The sequence below is a fragment of the Streptococcus sanguinis genome, assembly GCF_050223295.1.
Lineage (GTDB): Bacteria > Bacillota > Bacilli > Lactobacillales > Streptococcaceae > Streptococcus > Streptococcus sanguinis_X.
The window spans coordinates 2,182,578-2,199,696 of sequence record NZ_CP071424.1 but is presented as its reverse complement, the minus strand read 5'-3'; the positions used below and the strand labels follow the sequence as shown (position 1 = coordinate 2,199,696).

Below are 17,119 nucleotides of genomic sequence, written 5' to 3'. Positions count from 1 at the left end.
TAAAATCTTTGTAATTTTATATATCTTGGAAAGGGGCCTTATTTTTGGTATGATAGGATAAACGGAGGATTCCATGAATTTTGAAAAGATAGAACAAGCTTATACTCTGATTCTCGAAAACGTCCAGAATATCCAAAACGCTCTGGCGACCAATTTTTACGATGCTCTGATTGAGCAGAACGGTATTTACCTAGATGGAGATACGGACTTACAAGAAGTTCTGACTAACGATGAAAAAATCCGCGCTCTGCATTTGAACAAGGAAGAGTGGCGGAGAGCCTATCAGTTTATCCTAATGAAGGCTGCCCAGACGGAGCCCATGCAGGTCAATCATCAATTCACACCTGACACAATTGGTTTTCTGATTACTTTCTTACTGGATCAGCTAGCTCACGGAGAGGAAGCTGATGTATTAGAAATCGGCAGCGGAACTGGAAATTTGGCTGAGACTATTCTCAATCATACCCAAAAGAAGATTGACTATCTGGGTCTGGAGCTAGATGATTTATTAATTGACCTTTCTGCCAGCATTGCTGAGGTTATGAACTCTAAGGCTCACTTTGCTCAGGGGGATGCAGTTCGGCCTCAGGTTCTGAAAGAGAGTGATATCATTATCAGTGATTTACCGGTCGGTTTTTATCCAGACGACAGTATCGCCTCCCGCTATGAAGTGGCTAGTACGGATGAGCACACTTATGCCCATCATCTCCTGATGGAGCAATCGCTCAAATATCTGAAGCCAGGTGGTTATGCTATATTTCTGGCGCCAAATGACCTCTTAACCAGCGCTCAAGCTCCTCTGCTGAAAAAATGGCTCCTAGCCAAGGCTCAGTTTATTGCGATGATAACCTTACCAGAATCTATTTTCTCAAGCAGCAAGCATGCCAAAACCCTTTTTGTCTTGAGGAAGCAAGAAGCGAATAACATTCAGCCTTTTATCTATCCTCTGCGGGATTTGCAGGATCATGAAGAAATGTTTAAATTCCGTCAAAGTTTTCAAAACTGGTACAAAGATAGTGAAATTCAAACAAAATTTTGATATAATGATTTTGAAAACGCTTAAAGAGGTGAAGAAATGTCGAAAACAATTTCTATTAATGCAGGAAGCTCAAGCTTAAAATGGCAACTCTACTTGATGCCGGAAGAAAAGGTCTTGGCTAAGGGCTTGCTGGAACGGATTGGTCTCAAGGATTCTATTTCAACGGTGAAGTTTGATGGTCGTTCAGAGAAGCAGGTTCTTGATATTGCAGATCACACGCAGGCCGTAAAAATTTTGCTGGACGATTTGAAACGTTTCAATATCATTGAATCTTATGATGAGATTACCGGTGTGGGCCACCGTGTTGTGGCTGGCGGTGAACACTTTAAGGATTCAGCCCTCGTTGATGAAGAAGTGATTCAAAAGGTAGAGGAGCTGTCTCTTCTAGCTCCATTGCATAATCCAGCCAACGCTGCAGGCATCCGTGCTTTTAGAGAAATTCTGCCAGACATCACCAGTGTGGTGGTCTTTGACACCTCTTTCCATACAACTATGCCGGAAAAAGCATATCGTTATCCGATTCCGACTAAATATTACACTGAAAACAAGGTTCGCAAGTACGGAGCTCACGGTACTAGCCATGAGTATGTGGCCAAGGAAGCTGCTAAAATTTTGGGACGTCCGATTGAAGAACTCAAACTTATCACTTGCCATATCGGTAACGGAGCTTCTATCACAGCAGTTGACAAGGGCGTTTCTGTAGATACCTCTATGGGATTCACACCACTTGGCGGCGTCATGATGGGAACTCGTACAGGGGATATTGACCCAGCCATCATTCCTTACCTGATGCAATACACAGATGACTTTAATACTCCGGAAGATATTAGCCGCGTCTTGAACCGTGAGTCAGGCTTGCTGGGAGTTTCTGAGAAGTCTAGTGATATGCGCGATATTCATGAGGCGATGCGGGCAGGTGATGCCAAGGCTCAATTGGCTAATGACATTTTTGTAGACCGGATTCAGAAATATATTGGTCAGTATCTTGCTGTTTTGAATGGAGCTGATGCTATCATCTTTACCGCAGGAATTGGTGAAAATTCTGTGACCATTCGTGAACTGGTTATTAATGGTATTTCTTGGTTTGGCTGTAACGTAGACCCAGAAAAGAATGTGCGTGGTGCAGAAGGCGTGATTTCCAGTCCTGATGCCAAGGTCAAAGTCTTGGTTATTCCGACTGACGAAGAATTGGTCATCGCGCGTGATGTTGAACGATTCAAAAATCAATAAATTAAGAAATTCAAAAGCTCAGTTTGACTGGGCTTTTTGTATGCTTTAAGAAAGGATTTTCTTGGTTTTTGGCTTTGGAACAAACTGAGCGATCCGATCTCATAGTCACTATCAGCACTAGTTTTCAATAAGTGATATACAAAATGCTTGCAGTTAAGAATTGTCTATACAAAAAGAGAAAATTGAGCTATACTAGGAAGGAAAAGGAGGAAGACATGAAAGCAATTCTAAAAAAATTAGAGTACATTCTACTGACTTTGTTTGTCTTATTTCTCAGCCAGATACCATTTATATTTATCCGGCAAATGACTGCTTCTGAGAAGAGTTTTTCAGCTGGACAGACTATCTTTGTGCTGGTTGTATATCTTTTGATTGTCTTTTTTGTTCTGAGAATGGCTAAGCAAGAAGAACTGCTGAGCCTTGACTTTAGCTTTTTTAAATGGTCTTCGTTTGGCTGGTTAGCTGTTTCTAATGTTGTCATGATTGGCGTCAACATGCTGGGAGCAATTATCATGCTGCTGGAAGGCCAGGCTATTTCCACTGCCAATCAGGATGCCTTGAATGCGTTATTTCAGCATGTACCCAAGATTTTATTAGTGGTAGGTGCCGTGATTCAGGCTCCTATCTTGGAGGAAGTAGTCTTTCGCGGATTGATTCCTCAGAAGATTTTTACCAAGCATTATGTTTGGGGCTTGGTTGTAGGAGTGATTCTTTTCGGTCTTTTTCATGGTCCGACCAATATCGGCAGTTTTGTTATATATGCAGGTATGGGTGCTGTTTTAGCTGCTGTTGCTTACATATTTAAGCGTTTGGAAATGTCTATTTTAGCACACATGCTGAGAAATGGAGTTGCAGTACTCATTATGATACTGACAGGTTTGGTGAACAAGTAAGAAAGCAGAGAATATCTGCTTTTTTTGTCATTTGAGGCACAAATTAGGACATTTGAGGGGATTTCTACCAGCTTGCTCTTACTTCTTCTATAATGATAAGAGAAGAATGGAGAGAATATGCTGAAATTAGAGAAAATCATTCAATTGTTATTACTGGCTATGTTGACTCAGACGGGACTGCTTCTCATGTTTCATCCAATGCCTCACCGCTTGGTCTTTAGTCAGGCTAATCTGCTTTTTATGGTGGGCTTGCTGGGGTTGCTTTTTTGTTGTGCCTTTTATTTTTCCAGAGAACTTCAGGAAATCAAAGGTTCCTTGCGTCAGTCAAGCAACTATCGACACTTGCTTTTCTTGTATTTTTTGATGATTTTGGTCAATGCTGCGGGGGTTCTTCTGCTGTGTGGCAAGGAGGCGCAGTCAGGACAGGCGGTGGAGCAGATGCTGACGGAGAGTTTTCTGTCATCTTCTCTTTTGCTTCTGGGGATTGACATCGCTGTTTTATCCCCTGCAGCACCGAAATTTATTGACAGTGACGTCTCTCTTCGCTATCGGAAGAGCTGGGGGATTGCACTAGGTTTGCTCTGCTTTTCCCTTGCGAAAAATCTTCAGGAAACTCTGTGTTTTCTCTCCTATCTAGTTTTGGGACTAGTCTTTGCCCATCTCCTCAGGCCTTATTTTCAGCGTTTGGAGCTGTCTATGCTGGCCCATATTCTCCGAAATATGATTATTCTCAGTCTTTTACCCTTTTGTTTTTAGAAAGTGTTTTGTCAAATAGAAGAATTATGGTAAAATGGTAAATGAAACAAGGGACTAGACAAGGTCTTCTTGTGAAGTCGAGTGCAGTTCATAGGACTGGATGCTGCATCTGCTGAGAGCTTTGCGGTACACTAGATGAGTGTGCCTTTTTTGTTGAAGAGCAGGGCAGTCGATAGAAATGAGATGAAAATCAATGGTGAATCTAAAAGCAATTGCTCCAGATGGCCGAACGGGCCTCTGTGGCATTATCAATGCGACGCCGGATTCCTTTTCAGATGGTGGGCGCTACAATACGGTTGAGACGGCATTGGCTCAGGCTAGAAAGCTGATTGCTGAGGGAGCTCACATGCTGGATATTGGTGGTGAGTCTACTCGGCCGGGCAGTCATTTTGTGGCTATTCAAGAAGAGATAGAACGGGTTGTGCCGATCATTGAAGCTATTCGTCGGGAAAGTGATATTGTGATTTCTGTGGACACTTGGAAGTCGGAAGTGGCTGCAGCGGCTTTGGCTGCGGGTGCAGATATCATCAACGATATTACCGGTCTTTTGGGTGATGAAAAGATGGCAGAGACTGCTGCGAAATATGGCGCGCCAGTCATTATCATGTTTAATCCAGTGATGGCTCGTCCTCAACATGCCAGCTCACGGATTTTCCCAGAATTTGGCTTTGGTTCAGCCTTCACAAAGGAAGAGTTATCTCTTTTTGCAGAGCTGCCGATTGCAGAACTAATGTGGAAGTGTTTTGAGAAATCTTTGAAGGTAGCCGAAAACGCTGGCCTTTCGCGTGATAATATCATGCTGGATCCAGGGATTGGTTTCGGTTTGACCAAGCGGGAGAATCTGCTCCTTTTGCAGGAGCTGGATAGTCTCCATCAGGCTGGTTTTCCTATTTTTCTCGGGGTTTCTCGTAAGCGGTTTCTCGTTAGTATCTTAGAAGAAAACGGCTTTGAGGTCAATCCTGAGACTCAGGAAGGCTTTGAAAACCGTGATACAGCTTCAGCCCATCTGACTAGCCTTGCGGCTAGCAGAGGTGTTGAAGTTGTCAGAGTGCACGAAGTGGCTAAGCACCGGATGGCTGCTGCTGTTGGCGATGCGATTCGTCTAGCACAGCAGACAGAAGATCTCAATCTAGGTCAGTATAAGTAAGATGAAAAAACAAGAATTACCTGATTTAAGTTGGCTGGAAGCCTATCGGACAGCCAGTCCCAATTTTGGCTTGGAGCGGATGGAGCGTTTACTGGAGTTGCGGAGGAATCCGCATTTGCAGCTGCCAGTCATTCATATTGCAGGGACTAATGGCAAGGGCTCAACCATTGCCCATCTTCGCCAACTATTGGAGGTGCGAGACCTGCGTGTTGGTACCTTCACCTCTCCTTATCTAGTCAGCTACAATGAGCAGATTACCATTAATGGAAATGCGATTTCCGATCAAGACCTTCAGCAATTGCTTTCTCTTTACCAAGAGCTTTTGGCCCAGCATGCGACAGACTCTAGCTTGCAGGGGGTAACTGAGTTTGAGATTGTGACGGCTCTGGCTTATGATTATTTTGCCCAGCAGCAGGTGGATGTGGCTATTATCGAGGTCGGCATGGGTGGGCTTTTGGATAGTACCAATGTCTGCCAGCCCTTACTGACTGCAATCACAACAGTCGGTCTGGATCATGTGGCCTTGCTAGGTGACAGTCTAGAGGCTATTGCCCAGCAGAAAGCTGGCATTATCAAGCATGGAGTTCCCATTGTGACCGGTAGGTTGGAGTCAGAGGCTCTGGCAGTAGTCGAGCAAAAGGCTGCTGAAAAAGATGCTCCGCTCTTTTCTTGGTCTCAAGCTTATCAAGTGGAACATCAAGAGTCAGAGGAGGGGGAGTGCTTTTCCTTTTCGAATGCCTATCGGGCCAAAGAATCGTATCAAACAGCTCTGATGGGACTGCATCAGGCGGACAATGCTGGATTAGCTCTGCACTTGTGTGACCTATACTGTCAGTTGCAGTCGCTGCCCTTATTGACAAAAGCAGAGGTTGAGAGGGCTTTGCTTGCTGCTGTATGGCCAGGGCGTTTGGAAAGGATATCGGATCAGCCGCTTATTCTTCTGGATGGAGCCCATAATCCCCATGCCCTGCGGTCGTTAGCAGCGACACTGGACCAGCATTATCCGACTTATAAGAAGCACATTTTATTTGCTTGTATCCAAACCAAGGCCTTGGATGATATGGTGGAGCTGCTGCAAAAGATTCCCAAAGCAGCTATAAGCTTGACAGCCTTTGCTGATCCGCGGAGTTTTTCTAAAGAGAGCATGCAATCCTTGGCTGAGCAGCAAGGCCTGTCTTACAAAGAATGGCCGGATTATTTAGCAGATTATTTAGCAGTAGAGCATGAGCCGGATGAGCTTTTGCTGATTACGGGTTCTCTTTATTTTCTGGCTCAGGTTAGAAAATCAATCCTTGAGAATCGCGAGTTAGACTTTGCTGAGCGTCCTTCTCAGTCAAGTCAGTTATCCAAAAATAAAAATGAACATAGGAGCGTATATGGACACGAAGAAAATTGAAGCAGCTGTAGCCCAGATTATTGAGGCGGTTGGAGAAGACGGAAGCCGCGAAGGATTGCAGGAGACGCCACAGCGCATTGCTAAAATGTACCAGGAAATCTTTGCGGGGCTGGGTGAGACTGCTGAGGAGCATCTGGCCAAGTCTTTTGAAATCATTGACAATAATATGGTAGTGGAGAAGGATATTTTCTTTCATTCCATGTGTGAGCATCACTTCCTGCCATTTTACGGAAAAGTTCATATCGCCTATGTGCCTAATGGTCGGGTAGCAGGCCTGTCCAAGCTGGCCCGAACGGTTGAGGTTTATGCCAAGAAACCGCAGATTCAAGAGCGATTGACCGTAGAGATTGCTGAGGCCTTGATGGACTATCTGGGTGCTCAAGGGGCTCTGGTCTGGGTGGAAGCTGAGCATATGTGTATGAATATGCGCGGAGTCAGAAAGCCTGGCACTGCAACGGTTACTACAGCAGCGCGTGGCATTTTAGCGACGGACAAGGACCTAAAAAATGAAGCTTACAAACTGATGGGACATTGATCTTATTAGTGGTGGAGCATGTTAGGAAAGGCTAAATAGTTTTATTAAGGATGAAATGCAGAAACTTGAATCAGAAAGGATAAGAAAATGGATCAGCTGCGCATTAAGGATTTGGAAGTGTATGCTTATCACGGTCTGTTTGGAGCAGAGAAAGAATTGGGCCAGCGTTTTGTGCTGGATCTGATTTTGGACTATGATATGACTCGGGCTGCCAAAGCAGGCGATCTGACAGCTTCTATCCACTATGGAGAATTGGCTCAGGATTTGACCCACTGGTGTCAGGAAAGCAAGGAAGACTTGATTGAGACGTTGGCTTACAAGCTGATTGATCGGATTTTTCTGACTCATCCTTTGGTGCAGAAGGTCAGCTTGGAGGTCAAGAAGCCTTGGGCACCCGTGCCGCTGCCTTTAGAGACCTGCTCAGTCAAGCTGGTGCGTCAAAAGCGGAAAGCCTTTATCGCTCTGGGGAGCAATCAAGGAAACCTAGCTGCCAATCTGGATGCGGCTTTGGAAAAAATAGCAGAGCAAAATATAAGAGTTTTGCAGGCATCAAGCCGTATCCAGACAGAGCCTTGGGGTGGCGTTGAGCAGGATCCGTTTCTCAATCAAGTTGTTGAAGTTGAGACTTGGCTCAATCCTGAGGAGTTAATGCAGACCCTCTTGGCTATCGAAGCGGATATAGGGCGCGTGCGGGAAATCAAATGGGGTCCGCGTGTGATTGACCTGGATATTCTTTACATAGGACAGGAAGAGCTATACAGTCCGGACTTGATTGTTCCTCATCCTTATGTGGCTGAGCGAGCTTTTGTCTTGCAATCTCTGGTGGAAATCGCGCCACACTTTGTCGATCCCGTGCAGAAAAAAAGCATCCACCAGCTCTGGGATGCGGTTGAAAAATGAGAAAAGAAACTTGTCGCAAGGCAAGTTTTTTTATTGTCTGAACTTTCTCTGAACTTGCCCCTGTATACTAAAGAAAAATCAAAAGGAGTTCAGTATGGAACATATAGTGAAAATAGAAGGAGTCTGCAAAAAGCATGGCAGCAAGCAGATTTTAGAAGATATTTCTTTTACAGCTAGAAGCGGGCGGATTACAGCCTTTCTGGGCCCAAATGGTGCTGGTAAAAGCTCGACCTTGAGGATTCTCTTGGGGTTAGATCGGGCGACGTCTGGGACTGCGACTTTTGATGGGCAAACCTATCAGTCAATGACCTATCCGCTCAGAACGGTAGGTGCAGCCTTTGACGGCATTGGCGGTCTGCCAAATCGAAAGGTCTATGACCACTTGAGGATTATTGCGGCGAGTAATGCTATTTCCAAGTCTCGAATCGATGAGGTTTTGGAGATGACTGGAATTACTCATAAGAGGAAGGACCTTTTGTCAAGCCTGTCTCTAGGGGAAAGTCAGCGGCTGGGTTTGGCAGCAGCTTTGCTGGGTGATCCTCAGTTTCTTATATTAGATGAGCCGACTAATGGACTAGATCCAAGTGGGATTAAGTGGTTTAGAAAGTTCATCCGTCAGCAGGCTGATTTAGGGAAAACGGTACTTCTATCTTCTCATATCCTATCAGAGGTGCAAATGGTGACAGATGATGTAGTCTTGATTCATCATGGGCGAATTATTGAGCAGGGACAATTGGAAGAGGTGCTGCAAGATTCAGACAGCCTAGAAGATCTCTTCTTTGATTTGACAGAGGAGGTTTAAGATGAAAGAAACGATGTCTTTATTGCATTCAGAATGGTTGAAAATTTGCTCAACCAAGGCTTTCAAAGTGAGTATGGCCTTCATGCTGCTATTGGTGCCTGCCGTATCCTGGCTGGAGGGCCGACAGTATTTATCTGTCGGCTTGGATGCCACACCTGAGACGGTTCCCGGTCTGGCAGAAGCCATTGACCCGCTGGAATATCTAGGCCTCAATGGTGCCTCAATGGCAGGCATGGTTTTGGTCATCTTAGCTGGAATTTTGGGAGCTATGGAATTTCAGTCTCATAGCTTGAGAACTAGCCTCTTGACCTGTAATAACCGCCTGAAGTTGCTTGTGGGGAAACTCATGACCTTTACTTGCTTTTCTCTTGCCACTAGCTTTTTATCAATCTACTTTAGTTATATGGTCATGCATCTGGCTTTAGGAAAGGAAGGGCTTGATCCGATTTTGCTCAATCAGGCAGCTTGGACTCTGATTTTGTGGAAAACCCTATCTCTAACCTTATTGGGAATCCTTTCATTTTTGTTAGGTTTATTGGCTCGGACCATGCTAGTTCCTCTGCTATTTCTCGTACCCCAGATCTATAATCTGGGAAACTACCTGGCAGCTCACACGAGTTGGGGAGCTTATCTGCCACAGCCAGCAGGAGAGTTGTTTGCGGCAACGCCAACTTCCCAATATACCAACAATCCCTTGCAAGGACTGTTAATACTTGGTGCATGGTCACTAGTCATCGGCGGTATGACCTCTCTGCGCTTTTTGAAGACGGATTTAGGAGGGCGATACTGATGATAAAAGCTCTGCTTAGAAGTGAATGGATTAAGTTCCGTTCTTACTATCTCGCTCTTGGTGCAGCCTTGGTGGCTCTGGTAATCGTTCCATTTTTTCTGATGAATCTTGACTACAGTCAAACGGCAGTTGGCCAGACAAAGGCTCTGAGCGAGGCTTTGCATGCCCTCTATCTGGCGCAGCCTGTCATCGTCATCTTTACTTCCCTCTATTTTGCTCAGGAGTTTGTCAAGTCTGGGATGCGAACGAATTTTCTAACCGTATCAAATAGAAAGGCTTGGTTGGCTGGGAAATTCCTTTTTCTGGTCCTGCTGCTCTTGGTTCTCTATAGTGTCATTATAAGTAGCTGTTTCTTTGTTATGCTGGCTCGTTTTGACCTGGACTTTAGCTGGTCCTTGCTGGGGAAATTCCTTTATTACAGCTCTTTTGGTCTTCTCAGCAATCTTTTTCTGGCTTTTTTAACTGCCGGCCTCGCTTTGCTATTTCAATCTTGGGTTGTGCCGGTGTCAGTGCTCTTTCCTCTCTTGATTGGTCTCAGTCGTTTGTTGGCAACTTTCATCAAGGAAGCAAAATACCTGCCCGATCTGGCTACCCTAAATCTTTTTGAGTATGAAGGGCTTCAGCATTCAATAGATTTATCAGGGCTGGGAACACAGCTGTTATGGTTAGCTTTGGTTTGGAGCTCTGCTATATTCTTAACCTTGAAACGAGATGTTCGCTAGAGGTATGCTATAATGGAAATCATGAGACAGTATCGTATTTTGGTGGTTGATGACGACCGGAGCATTTTGAAGCTAGTGAAAAATGTCCTGGAGCTCGATGCTTATGATGTGACGACGCTTGATCGGATAGAAGAGTTAGAATTGACGCATTTTGTCGGATATGACTTGATTCTGCTGGATGTGATGATGGAGCCTGTTAATGGTTTTGAGCTGTGTTCCTATATTCGTCCTCATCTTTCGTGTCCAATCATCTTTCTGACGGCCAAGGAGTTGGAGGCGGACAAAGTGGAAGGGCTCTTTCGTGGAGCAGATGACTATATTGTCAAGCCTTTTGGGACCAAAGAATTGCTGGCGCGTGTCAGGGCTCATTTTCGGCGGGAGGAAAGACGGGAGGAGCGATATTCTGAAATTGCTTCTTGTCAATTTTATCCAGAGCGCTATGAAGTTGCCTGTTTTGGTAAAGTCTTGAAATTTTCAGAGCGAGAGTTTAAGTTGCTGCATTTACTAGCTAGCAATCCCAAGCAGACCTTTTCAGCTGAACGCCTGCATACCTTGCTTTACCCAGAAAGCTCAGAAACACAGCTTCGCTCCATCTCAGAATACGTATATCAGATTCGCCAAAAATGCAAACAAGAAGGGCTGCAAGCAATCGCAACAGTGAGAGGAGTAGGCTATAGATGGCAATTAGAACCCGAAATTTCAAAAGTCTAGTCTGGACAACCAGTTTAAAAATCGTCTTTTTTCATGTTTTGATTTTTGTACTTATAGGCTATGAATTTACGCAAGGAAGTAATCACGTTCTTTTCACCTTGTTCTTTTGGGCAGGGAGCTTGCTGCTGATTACTTTTTATCATATTTTGAAATTGCTCCGAAAAATCGACAGGGAAATAAAAATGCTAAAGAGCGAGAAGCTTTTAGAAGAAAATCAAAGCCAGCTTTTTCGGATCGAGGAAATGCTAGAAGTCTACAGCGATTTACGGAGCAGCCATCAAGAAAATGCTCGTCTTCTAGAAAGAGAGCAGCAGCATAATCAGGAGTTGATTTTACAGCTATCAGCGACATCGCACGATTTGAAGACGCCCCTAACTGTGATTAAGGGGAATGCTGAGCTCTTGGAGTTGGCGCAGTTGGGCCAGCCACAGGCAGACTATGCTACTGAGATTTTGCAGGCTAGTCACAAGATGGAAGAGTATTGTGGCTCTTTGATTGATTACGCTAAGACCTTTCAGATTGATTCTAATCAGTTCAGTCAGCTTTCCTTAGGGGACTTTTTGGCTTATCTCCAGGACGATTGGGCACTGTTCAGCAAACAGGAAAGCTATCGTTTTTATCTCCAAGAAGATTGTGATCTTAGTCTGATTTTGTCAATTCATTTGGACTATCTCAAGCGAGCTTTGCTCAATATTTTACTGAATGCGCTTGAACATGCTAATCAGGACCAAAAGGAAGTGAAGCTGATGGTATCAGTGCAGCAGGACCAGTTGGTTTTTGCTATCTGGAACAACGGCCCTTCATTTTCAGAGGAGATGCTGCTGGGAGCGGAACAGCTCTTTTACCAGAGTGACCAAAGCCGCAATTCAGCTAATCCCCATCATGGTATCGGCTTGGCCTTTTCTAAGCAAGTAGCTCTCTTGCACGGTGGTCGTCTGACCCTGCTCAATCCAGACCAAGGAGGAGCCTGTGTCGAGTTGACTGTGGCTTTGGAAAGCAAATAACAAAGGAAAATTCAAGATGATAAAAGGACTGAAATGTTTAAACTTTCAGTTCTTTTTTGCCGCTTTCTTCTTGACAAAATATGTAAAGGAGACTATACTATGTTTAAAAAGTAAAGTTTGTTTTACATTATAGAAAGGAGGCAGCCTTGGAAAATCGAATTCAAGAATTACGAAAAAGAAAAAAGCTCAGCCAGGAGGAGCTGGCTGAGAAGCTAGAGGTCACGAGACAAACGATTATTTCTTTGGAAAAGGGCCGCTACAATGCCTCGCTGCTTTTGGCTCATAAAATTGCATCCTTTTTCAATTTAAGGATTGAAGAAGTGTTTCTCTTTGAGGAGGATGAATCATGAAATGGACTTATTTGTGTAAATGGATATTGGCTATTTTGGTGGTGGTTGGCTTATCTTATCTCCATTTGCAAGCCAATTTTATCCCTAAGGAAATCCTGCCTTTTGTGGGAATATTCCTGATTGTGGTGATCTTGAAAATTTTTCAAGCGTATGAAAAATAGGAGACTGACATGGAAACATTAACTAAACAAGAATTTCGAAAAAAACTTCAAAGGAAAGTTATCGTGGGGCGTATCTTAACCTTTATCATCTTGGTAGGACTGGCCTGGAGCCACTTTCATTCTCTGGATGATCAGCAGGAAGGAGTCATGGTCGGCATCCTGCTGGGGCTTTCTTTGCTGACCATTCGGTATAATCTGGCTCTAAGACGGGAGGAAAATTTTGAGAAGCTCTACATTCAGGTGACTGATGAGCGCAATCGCATGATTGACGAAAAGACTCGCACTCTACTTTTTAATATTCTTTTGCTGCTGGCAGCGTGCTTGAGCGTTTTGTCTATGGTTTTTCCAATCATCTTAAGTCTCAATCAGTTTCTGACCTTGACCATTATCCTGGTTTTGGGACTTTACTATCTCTTGCGTTTTCTCCTATCTAAGCGTTATTAAGAAAAAAGCTGGCGACGCCAGCTTTCTAAACAAGCTTTTAACAGAGCTTGTTTTTATTTTCTATAGAGTCGATCATACTGGTAAACGGGGTCCATGGTTACATGGATGCCCAACTTACGCAGGACGTTTTTGTCTTCATCAGTCAGAGTGACAGTGGAGTGGGCCTCGCTGCCCTTGAGATTACCTAGTTGTTGCATGGCATTTGCCGCATCTTGATTTTCCATGGCTGTGATTGCCAGAGCCATCAAGATTTCGTTTGAGTGGAGGCGCGGATTGCGGCTGCCCAGATGATTGATTTTCAGGCCTTGGATTGGCTTGACATACTCAGGCTCAATCAGCTTGGTCTCTTTGGCAATATTGGCTAATTTCTTAATGGCATTAATCAATACAGCAGCCGTAGGGCCAAAGAGTTCAGAGGTTTTACCAGTTACGATTTCACCGTTTGGCAATTCCAAGGCCAGAGCTGGCTCACCAGTGCTTTCAGCCTTGGCACGCGCAGCAACTGTTACCTTGCGGTCCAGCGGTGTGATACCCAAGTCATTCATCAAGAGTTCGATTTTCTTGACAGCAGATTCAGAAACGCGCTCTGCCTTGAAGTCCAGAATGGTCTGGTAGTAGCGACGGATGATTTCCTGTTGAGATGCTTCAATGGCAGCCTCATTGTCCACAATAGCAAAGCCGACCATGTTGACGCCCATGTCTGTTGGAGAAGCATAAGGAGACTTACCTAAGATACGTTCTAGCATGCGCTTGAGGACTGGGAAAATCTCAATATCACGGTTGTAGTTGACTGTGGTCTTGCCATAAGTTTGCAGGTGGAATGGATCAATCATGTTGACATCGTCCAGGTCTGCTGTCGCTGCCTCATAAGCTAAATTGACCGGATGGTGCAGGGGCAGATTCCAAACGGGGAAGGTTTCAAACTTGGCGTAGCCTGACTTGATGCCATTGATTTGGTCGTGATACATGTTGGACAAGCAAGTAGCCAATTTACCAGAACCGGGACCAGGTGCGGTCACTACGACTAGATTACGGCTGGTTTTGATGTAGTCGTTTTTCCCCATACCTTCAGGTGAGATGATATGGTCCATATCGGTCGGATAGCCCTTGATTGGGTAGTGGATGTAGGAGGCGATGCCATTCTTTTCCAGCTGGCTTCGGAAGAGGTCCGCCGCCGGCTGACCGGAATACTGGGTGATGACCACTGAGCCTACATAAATATCCAACTCGTTAAAGGTATCGATTAGTCGCAGCACTTCCTGATCATATGAAATACCCAAATCGCCCCGCGCCTTAGAGTGCTCAATGTTGTTGGCATTGATAGCAATGACAATCTCTACTTGGTCCTTGAGCTCTTTGAGAAGTCTGATTTTATTGTCCGGCTCATAGCCTGGCAGGACGCGGGCAGCATGGAAGTCTTCCAGCATTTTACCGCCGAATTCCATGTAAAGTTTGCCCTCAAATTGATTAATGCGCTCCAAGATATGGTCGCGCTGCAGGTTTAAGTATTTCTCAGAATCAAAAGCAATTTTTTTCATGTATATTTTCACCTCTGCTAAGCATTATAACAAAATTTTCTTCAAATTGGAAAGTTGAAAGGGAAAGTATCAGACAAAAGAGATAGCAGCCCGAATGAAGAACGAGCTGCCTTTTGAAATTAATAGTTGGTAATCGTGTCCACTGTTGAGCGATCCAGCCTTTTGACTAGAGCTTGCAGGAAAGCTTGAGCTTGCAGGAAATCGTCCATGGCATAGAGAGTTTGGTGAGAATGAATGTATCGGGCGCAGACACCAATGGTGGTAGATGGTACGCCGCCGCTTTGGAGATGGGCAGCACCAGCATCCGTTCCGCCCTTGCCGCAGTAATATTGATACTTGATGCCTGCTTCCTCAGCAGTTGTCAAGAGGAAATCCTTCATAGCGGGCAGCATGAGATGACCAGGATCAAAGAAGCGAATCAAGGTTCCGTCGCCAATGGCTCCTTGACCGCCGTAAATGTCGCCCGCTGGGGAGCAGTCCACAGCCAGAAAGACCTCAGGGGCAAATTTTGCCGTTGAAGCATGAGCACCACGCAGGCCAACCTCTTCTTGAACATTGGCGCCGACATAGAGTTGGCTGCCTAGTGATTGACCGGACAAGGCTTGAGCTAATTCGCTGACCATAAGGACGCCGTAGCGGTTATCCCAGGCTTTGGAGATGATATTTTTTTCGTTAGCTGTGAGAATAGCAGAGCTGTCTGGCACAATCGTGTCTCCTGGACGGATGCCGTAGCTTTCGGCTTCTGCCTTATCCGCAAAGCCTCCGTCAAAGACAATATCTGCAATCTGTGGCATAACTGGTCCGCCAGATCCGCGCGTCAGATGAGGAGGGACAGAGCCTGAGATAAGAGGGATTTCCCGACCTTCACGGGTAAAGAGTTTGAAGCGTTGGCTGCTAACGACCAGCGGATTCCAGCCGCCGATTTCCACTACGCGGAAGGTCCCGTCAGCTTTAATCTCGCTGACCATAAAGCCGACCTCGTCCATGTGGGCTGCTACCAATACACGGGGAGCATTTTCAACTTCTGCATGGCGTACCCCAAAGATACCGCCTAGGCCATCGGTGACGACCTCATCAACATGGGGAGTGATTTTTTCCCGCAAGTAGCTGCGAACAGGTGCCTCGTGACCTGAAATAGCAGAAAGCTCTGTTACTTCCTTGATTTTTGAAAATAATGTTGTCATAAACTTACCTTCTTTCTGTCCCCTATTTTATCACTTTTTGCGGTAAATGAGTAGGGAAATCTTGTAGCTTGCCTGAATCAACAGGACTGCCCATTCAAGAATCCAGCTTCTCCCAGGAAAATCTGGAATATTGTTTGTCGCCTCTGCTCTTTTGTGTTAAAATATTCTACATGAAAGCTAAAAAAATCATTTTAACCACAACCGCCCTTTTGGGGGCTGGAGCGCTGGCTTTCGGGGCAGCCAAAGTCGTACAGGAACAGAAAAGACTGCGTAATCGGGAGGAAATCGTCGAGCTTGTGCGAGATTTCTTTTCCAGTCAGGGTAGTATTTCCTGTCTCTATGTCAAGCTCTACGAGTCCACAGATGACCGCTTGGTTGGCGGTCTGGTCTTAGAGGATGACCGTCATTTTGCTTTTGTCTATGAAAATGGTCAGCTAAGCTACGAGGAAGAAGTATGATTGTTCCTATAAATATAGAGGAATTGGCTTCTTATGTCAATGATGGGGAGAAGACTGTCTTCTTTTTCACGGCTGACTGGTGCGGAGATTGCCGATTTATCAAACCTTTTCTGCCAGAGATAGAAGCGGAAAATCCTGACTATCGCTTTATCCAAGTGGACCGTGATGCCTATTTGGATCTGGCCAAAGAGTGGGACGTATACGGGATTCCCAGCTTAGTAGTGCTGGAAAAGGGACAGGAGATTGGCCGTCTGGTCAATCGTGACCGCAAGACCAAGGGTCAAATCAATGAATTTTTAGCTAGTATAAGAGAAAAAGGGAGCGTAAAATGATTTTTACCTATAATAAAGAATATGTCGGTGACGTGCTGATGATTATTGCTGCGGACAATCAAGGAGCTAAACTGGCGGCTGAGCGCAAGGGACGGGTAGCGCGTGTTTACCGTGAAGACAATGACCAGACTGTAGCTTGGAATATTTTTGAGCAGTCTGACCTTTTTGAAATTGCAGAGCGCGGACAGGTCTTTTTGACAGATGAGCAAGTGGCCATTCTCAATCAGGAGTTGAGCAAGGCAGGCTTCCCAGCGGACTTGGTTAATGACAGCCAACCGAAGTTTGTGGTTGGAGAAATCGTTGATATGGTAGCTCATCCAGATAGTGACCACCTGAATATCTGCCAAGTGCAGGTAGCTGCTGATAAGACTGTTCAAATCGTGGCCGGTGCTCCTAATGCCAAAGTCGGCCTCAAAACGATTGTGGCTCTGCCGGGTGCCATGATGCCTAAAGGGAATTTGATTTTTCCTGGAGAACTTCGAGGCGAAAAGAGTTTTGGTATGATGTGCAGCCCACGGGAACTTCAGCTGCCGAATGCGCCTCAAAAACGTGGCATCATCGAATTAGCTGATAGCGAACTAGTTGGAACTGCCTTTGACCCAGCCAAACATTGGCAGGGATAAAGAATTTAACATCAGTAATGTGCTACAGCACAGTCTAAAACAAAAAATAGAGTGAAATCGTCCTACAATTGGTTTCACTCTATTTTTTTGGTAATAACTTTATC

At 45.1% G+C, this 17,119-nt stretch carries 21 protein-coding genes; 19 read left to right on the top strand and 2 right to left on the bottom strand.

Features of this window, described 5'->3' with window-relative positions; genetic code table 11:
• Window positions 1–73: 73 nt before the first annotated feature.
• The 16 genes from J1C77_RS10825 to J1C77_RS10750 all read left to right on the top strand — a co-directional run bounded on the left by J1C77_RS10825 (window position 74) and on the right by J1C77_RS10750 (window position 12,880).
• Window positions 74–1,039, top strand: a complete 966-nt coding sequence (locus J1C77_RS10825) for a class I SAM-dependent methyltransferase (protein WP_002911069.1) — start codon at window positions 74–76, stop codon at window positions 1,037–1,039.
• Between the two features lie 36 nt (window positions 1,040–1,075).
• Window positions 1,076–2,269, top strand: coding sequence for an acetate kinase (locus J1C77_RS10820; RefSeq protein WP_002911070.1), 1,194 nt, complete (start codon window positions 1,076–1,078; stop codon window positions 2,267–2,269).
• Between the two features lie 143 nt (window positions 2,270–2,412).
• Window positions 2,413–3,162: a CPBP family intramembrane glutamic endopeptidase gene (locus J1C77_RS10815; RefSeq protein ID WP_002911071.1), complete on the top strand. Its 750-nt coding sequence runs from the start codon at window positions 2,413–2,415 to the stop codon at window positions 3,160–3,162.
• Window positions 3,163–3,279: 117 nt separating this feature from the next.
• Complete coding sequence (locus J1C77_RS10810) at window positions 3,280–3,918, top strand: hypothetical protein (protein ID WP_002923032.1); 639 nt, start codon at window positions 3,280–3,282, stop codon at window positions 3,916–3,918.
• A gap of 193 nt (window positions 3,919–4,111) precedes the next feature.
• Window positions 4,112–5,065, top strand: coding sequence for a dihydropteroate synthase (gene folP, locus J1C77_RS10805; protein ID WP_002923033.1), 954 nt, complete (start codon window positions 4,112–4,114; stop codon window positions 5,063–5,065).
• Between the two features lies 1 nt (window position 5,066).
• A complete protein-coding gene (locus tag J1C77_RS10800; RefSeq protein WP_002923034.1) occupies window positions 5,067–6,461 on the top strand; it encodes a bifunctional folylpolyglutamate synthase/dihydrofolate synthase in 1,395 nt (464 codons plus the stop codon).
• Window positions 6,442–6,996: a GTP cyclohydrolase I FolE gene (folE, locus tag J1C77_RS10795; protein WP_002903492.1), complete on the top strand. Its 555-nt coding sequence runs from the start codon at window positions 6,442–6,444 to the stop codon at window positions 6,994–6,996. The genes J1C77_RS10800 and folE overlap by 20 nt, the downstream gene beginning before the upstream one ends.
• A gap of 87 nt (window positions 6,997–7,083) precedes the next feature.
• Window positions 7,084–7,896 carry a 2-amino-4-hydroxy-6-hydroxymethyldihydropteridine diphosphokinase gene (gene folK / locus J1C77_RS10790; RefSeq protein ID WP_002903491.1) on the top strand — a complete coding sequence of 271 codons (813 nt, stop codon included), beginning with the start codon at window positions 7,084–7,086 and terminating at the stop codon, window positions 7,894–7,896.
• Window positions 7,897–7,990: 94 nt separating this feature from the next.
• Window positions 7,991–8,698: an ABC transporter ATP-binding protein gene (locus J1C77_RS10785; protein ID WP_002903490.1), complete on the top strand. Its 708-nt coding sequence runs from the start codon at window positions 7,991–7,993 to the stop codon at window positions 8,696–8,698.
• 1 nt (window position 8,699) lies between these two features.
• The gene (locus tag J1C77_RS10780; RefSeq protein ID WP_002923042.1) at window positions 8,700–9,488 is read left to right on the top strand and encodes a lantibiotic ABC transporter permease; all 789 of its coding nucleotides are present in this window, start codon (window positions 8,700–8,702) and stop codon (window positions 9,486–9,488) included.
• Entirely contained in the window at window positions 9,488–10,210 is a 723-nt protein-coding gene (locus J1C77_RS10775) for a hypothetical protein (protein WP_002923043.1), read from the top strand. Before J1C77_RS10780 ends, J1C77_RS10775 begins: the two co-directional genes overlap by 1 nt.
• 12 nt (window positions 10,211–10,222) lie before the next feature.
• Window positions 10,223–10,921: a response regulator transcription factor gene (locus J1C77_RS10770; protein WP_002923044.1), complete on the top strand. Its 699-nt coding sequence runs from the start codon at window positions 10,223–10,225 to the stop codon at window positions 10,919–10,921.
• On the top strand, window positions 10,888–11,925 hold the full coding sequence (locus J1C77_RS10765) for a sensor histidine kinase (RefSeq protein ID WP_002923045.1): 1,038 nt from the start codon (window positions 10,888–10,890) through the stop codon (window positions 11,923–11,925). Before J1C77_RS10770 ends, J1C77_RS10765 begins: the two co-directional genes overlap by 34 nt.
• A gap of 146 nt (window positions 11,926–12,071) precedes the next feature.
• Complete coding sequence (locus J1C77_RS10760; RefSeq protein ID WP_002896748.1) at window positions 12,072–12,275, top strand: helix-turn-helix transcriptional regulator; 204 nt, start codon at window positions 12,072–12,074, stop codon at window positions 12,273–12,275.
• Window positions 12,272–12,436 (top strand): hypothetical protein, encoded by a 165-nt coding sequence (locus tag J1C77_RS10755; protein ID WP_002923047.1) that lies wholly within the window; start codon window positions 12,272–12,274, stop codon window positions 12,434–12,436. The genes J1C77_RS10760 and J1C77_RS10755 overlap by 4 nt, the downstream gene beginning before the upstream one ends.
• A gap of 9 nt (window positions 12,437–12,445) precedes the next feature.
• The gene (locus J1C77_RS10750; RefSeq protein ID WP_002923049.1) at window positions 12,446–12,880 is read left to right on the top strand and encodes a hypothetical protein; all 435 of its coding nucleotides are present in this window, start codon (window positions 12,446–12,448) and stop codon (window positions 12,878–12,880) included.
• A 53-nt stretch (window positions 12,881–12,933) separates the two neighbouring features.
• Here the strand turns inward: J1C77_RS10750 and J1C77_RS10745 are convergent, their stop codons facing one another.
• A complete protein-coding gene (locus J1C77_RS10745; RefSeq protein ID WP_002923050.1) occupies window positions 12,934–14,418 on the bottom strand; it encodes a DUF1846 domain-containing protein in 1,485 nt (494 codons plus the stop codon).
• 119 nt (window positions 14,419–14,537) lie between these two features.
• A complete protein-coding gene (pepA, locus tag J1C77_RS10740) occupies window positions 14,538–15,602 on the bottom strand; it encodes a glutamyl aminopeptidase (protein WP_002923052.1) in 1,065 nt (354 codons plus the stop codon).
• 170 nt (window positions 15,603–15,772) lie between these two features.
• Here pepA and J1C77_RS10735 point away from each other — a divergent pair, with 170 nt between their 5' ends.
• Genes J1C77_RS10735 through ytpR form a run of 3 tightly spaced genes read left to right on the top strand, consistent with a single transcriptional unit; the run spans window position 15,773 to window position 17,015 of the window.
• On the top strand, window positions 15,773–16,060 hold the full coding sequence (locus J1C77_RS10735; protein WP_032910658.1) for a DUF4651 domain-containing protein: 288 nt from the start codon (window positions 15,773–15,775) through the stop codon (window positions 16,058–16,060).
• Window positions 16,057–16,392, top strand: a complete 336-nt coding sequence (locus J1C77_RS10730) for a thioredoxin family protein (protein ID WP_002901680.1) — start codon at window positions 16,057–16,059, stop codon at window positions 16,390–16,392. Before J1C77_RS10735 ends, J1C77_RS10730 begins: the two co-directional genes overlap by 4 nt.
• Window positions 16,389–17,015 (top strand): YtpR family tRNA-binding protein, encoded by a 627-nt coding sequence (ytpR, locus tag J1C77_RS10725; protein WP_002901679.1) that lies wholly within the window; start codon window positions 16,389–16,391, stop codon window positions 17,013–17,015. The genes J1C77_RS10730 and ytpR overlap by 4 nt, the downstream gene beginning before the upstream one ends.
• Window positions 17,016–17,119 lie beyond the last annotated feature (104 nt).

Excerpts from the sequence above, each read along its gene's own strand:
- J1C77_RS10825 (WP_002911069.1), top strand. The coding sequence starts at position 74 with ATGAATTTTGAAAAGATAGAACAAGCTTATACTCTGATTCTCGAAAAC.
- J1C77_RS10820 (WP_002911070.1), top strand. The coding sequence starts at position 1,076 with ATGTCGAAAACAATTTCTATTAATGCAGGAAGCTCAAGCTTAAAATGG.
- J1C77_RS10815 (WP_002911071.1), top strand. The coding sequence starts at position 2,413 with ATGCTTGCAGTTAAGAATTGTCTATACAAAAAGAGAAAATTGAGCTAT.
- J1C77_RS10810 (WP_002923032.1), top strand. The coding sequence starts at position 3,280 with ATGCTGAAATTAGAGAAAATCATTCAATTGTTATTACTGGCTATGTTG.
- folP (WP_002923033.1), top strand. The coding sequence starts at position 4,112 with ATGGTGAATCTAAAAGCAATTGCTCCAGATGGCCGAACGGGCCTCTGT.
- J1C77_RS10800 (WP_002923034.1), top strand. The coding sequence starts at position 5,067 with ATGAAAAAACAAGAATTACCTGATTTAAGTTGGCTGGAAGCCTATCGG.
- folE (WP_002903492.1), top strand. The coding sequence starts at position 6,442 with ATGGACACGAAGAAAATTGAAGCAGCTGTAGCCCAGATTATTGAGGCG.
- folK (WP_002903491.1), top strand. The coding sequence starts at position 7,084 with ATGGATCAGCTGCGCATTAAGGATTTGGAAGTGTATGCTTATCACGGT.
- J1C77_RS10785 (WP_002903490.1), top strand. The coding sequence starts at position 7,991 with ATGGAACATATAGTGAAAATAGAAGGAGTCTGCAAAAAGCATGGCAGC.
- J1C77_RS10780 (WP_002923042.1), top strand. The coding sequence starts at position 8,700 with ATGAAAGAAACGATGTCTTTATTGCATTCAGAATGGTTGAAAATTTGC.
- J1C77_RS10775 (WP_002923043.1), top strand. The coding sequence starts at position 9,488 with ATGATAAAAGCTCTGCTTAGAAGTGAATGGATTAAGTTCCGTTCTTAC.
- J1C77_RS10770 (WP_002923044.1), top strand. The coding sequence starts at position 10,223 with ATGGAAATCATGAGACAGTATCGTATTTTGGTGGTTGATGACGACCGG.
- J1C77_RS10765 (WP_002923045.1), top strand. The coding sequence starts at position 10,888 with ATGGCAATTAGAACCCGAAATTTCAAAAGTCTAGTCTGGACAACCAGT.
- J1C77_RS10755 (WP_002923047.1), top strand. The coding sequence starts at position 12,272 with ATGAAATGGACTTATTTGTGTAAATGGATATTGGCTATTTTGGTGGTG.
- J1C77_RS10750 (WP_002923049.1), top strand. The coding sequence starts at position 12,446 with ATGGAAACATTAACTAAACAAGAATTTCGAAAAAAACTTCAAAGGAAA.
- J1C77_RS10745 (WP_002923050.1), bottom strand. The coding sequence starts at position 14,418 with ATGAAAAAAATTGCTTTTGATTCTGAGAAATACTTAAACCTGCAGCGC.
- pepA (WP_002923052.1), bottom strand. The coding sequence starts at position 15,602 with ATGACAACATTATTTTCAAAAATCAAGGAAGTAACAGAGCTTTCTGCT.
- J1C77_RS10735 (WP_032910658.1), top strand. The coding sequence starts at position 15,773 with ATGAAAGCTAAAAAAATCATTTTAACCACAACCGCCCTTTTGGGGGCT.
- J1C77_RS10730 (WP_002901680.1), top strand. The coding sequence starts at position 16,057 with ATGATTGTTCCTATAAATATAGAGGAATTGGCTTCTTATGTCAATGAT.
- ytpR (WP_002901679.1), top strand. The coding sequence starts at position 16,389 with ATGATTTTTACCTATAATAAAGAATATGTCGGTGACGTGCTGATGATT.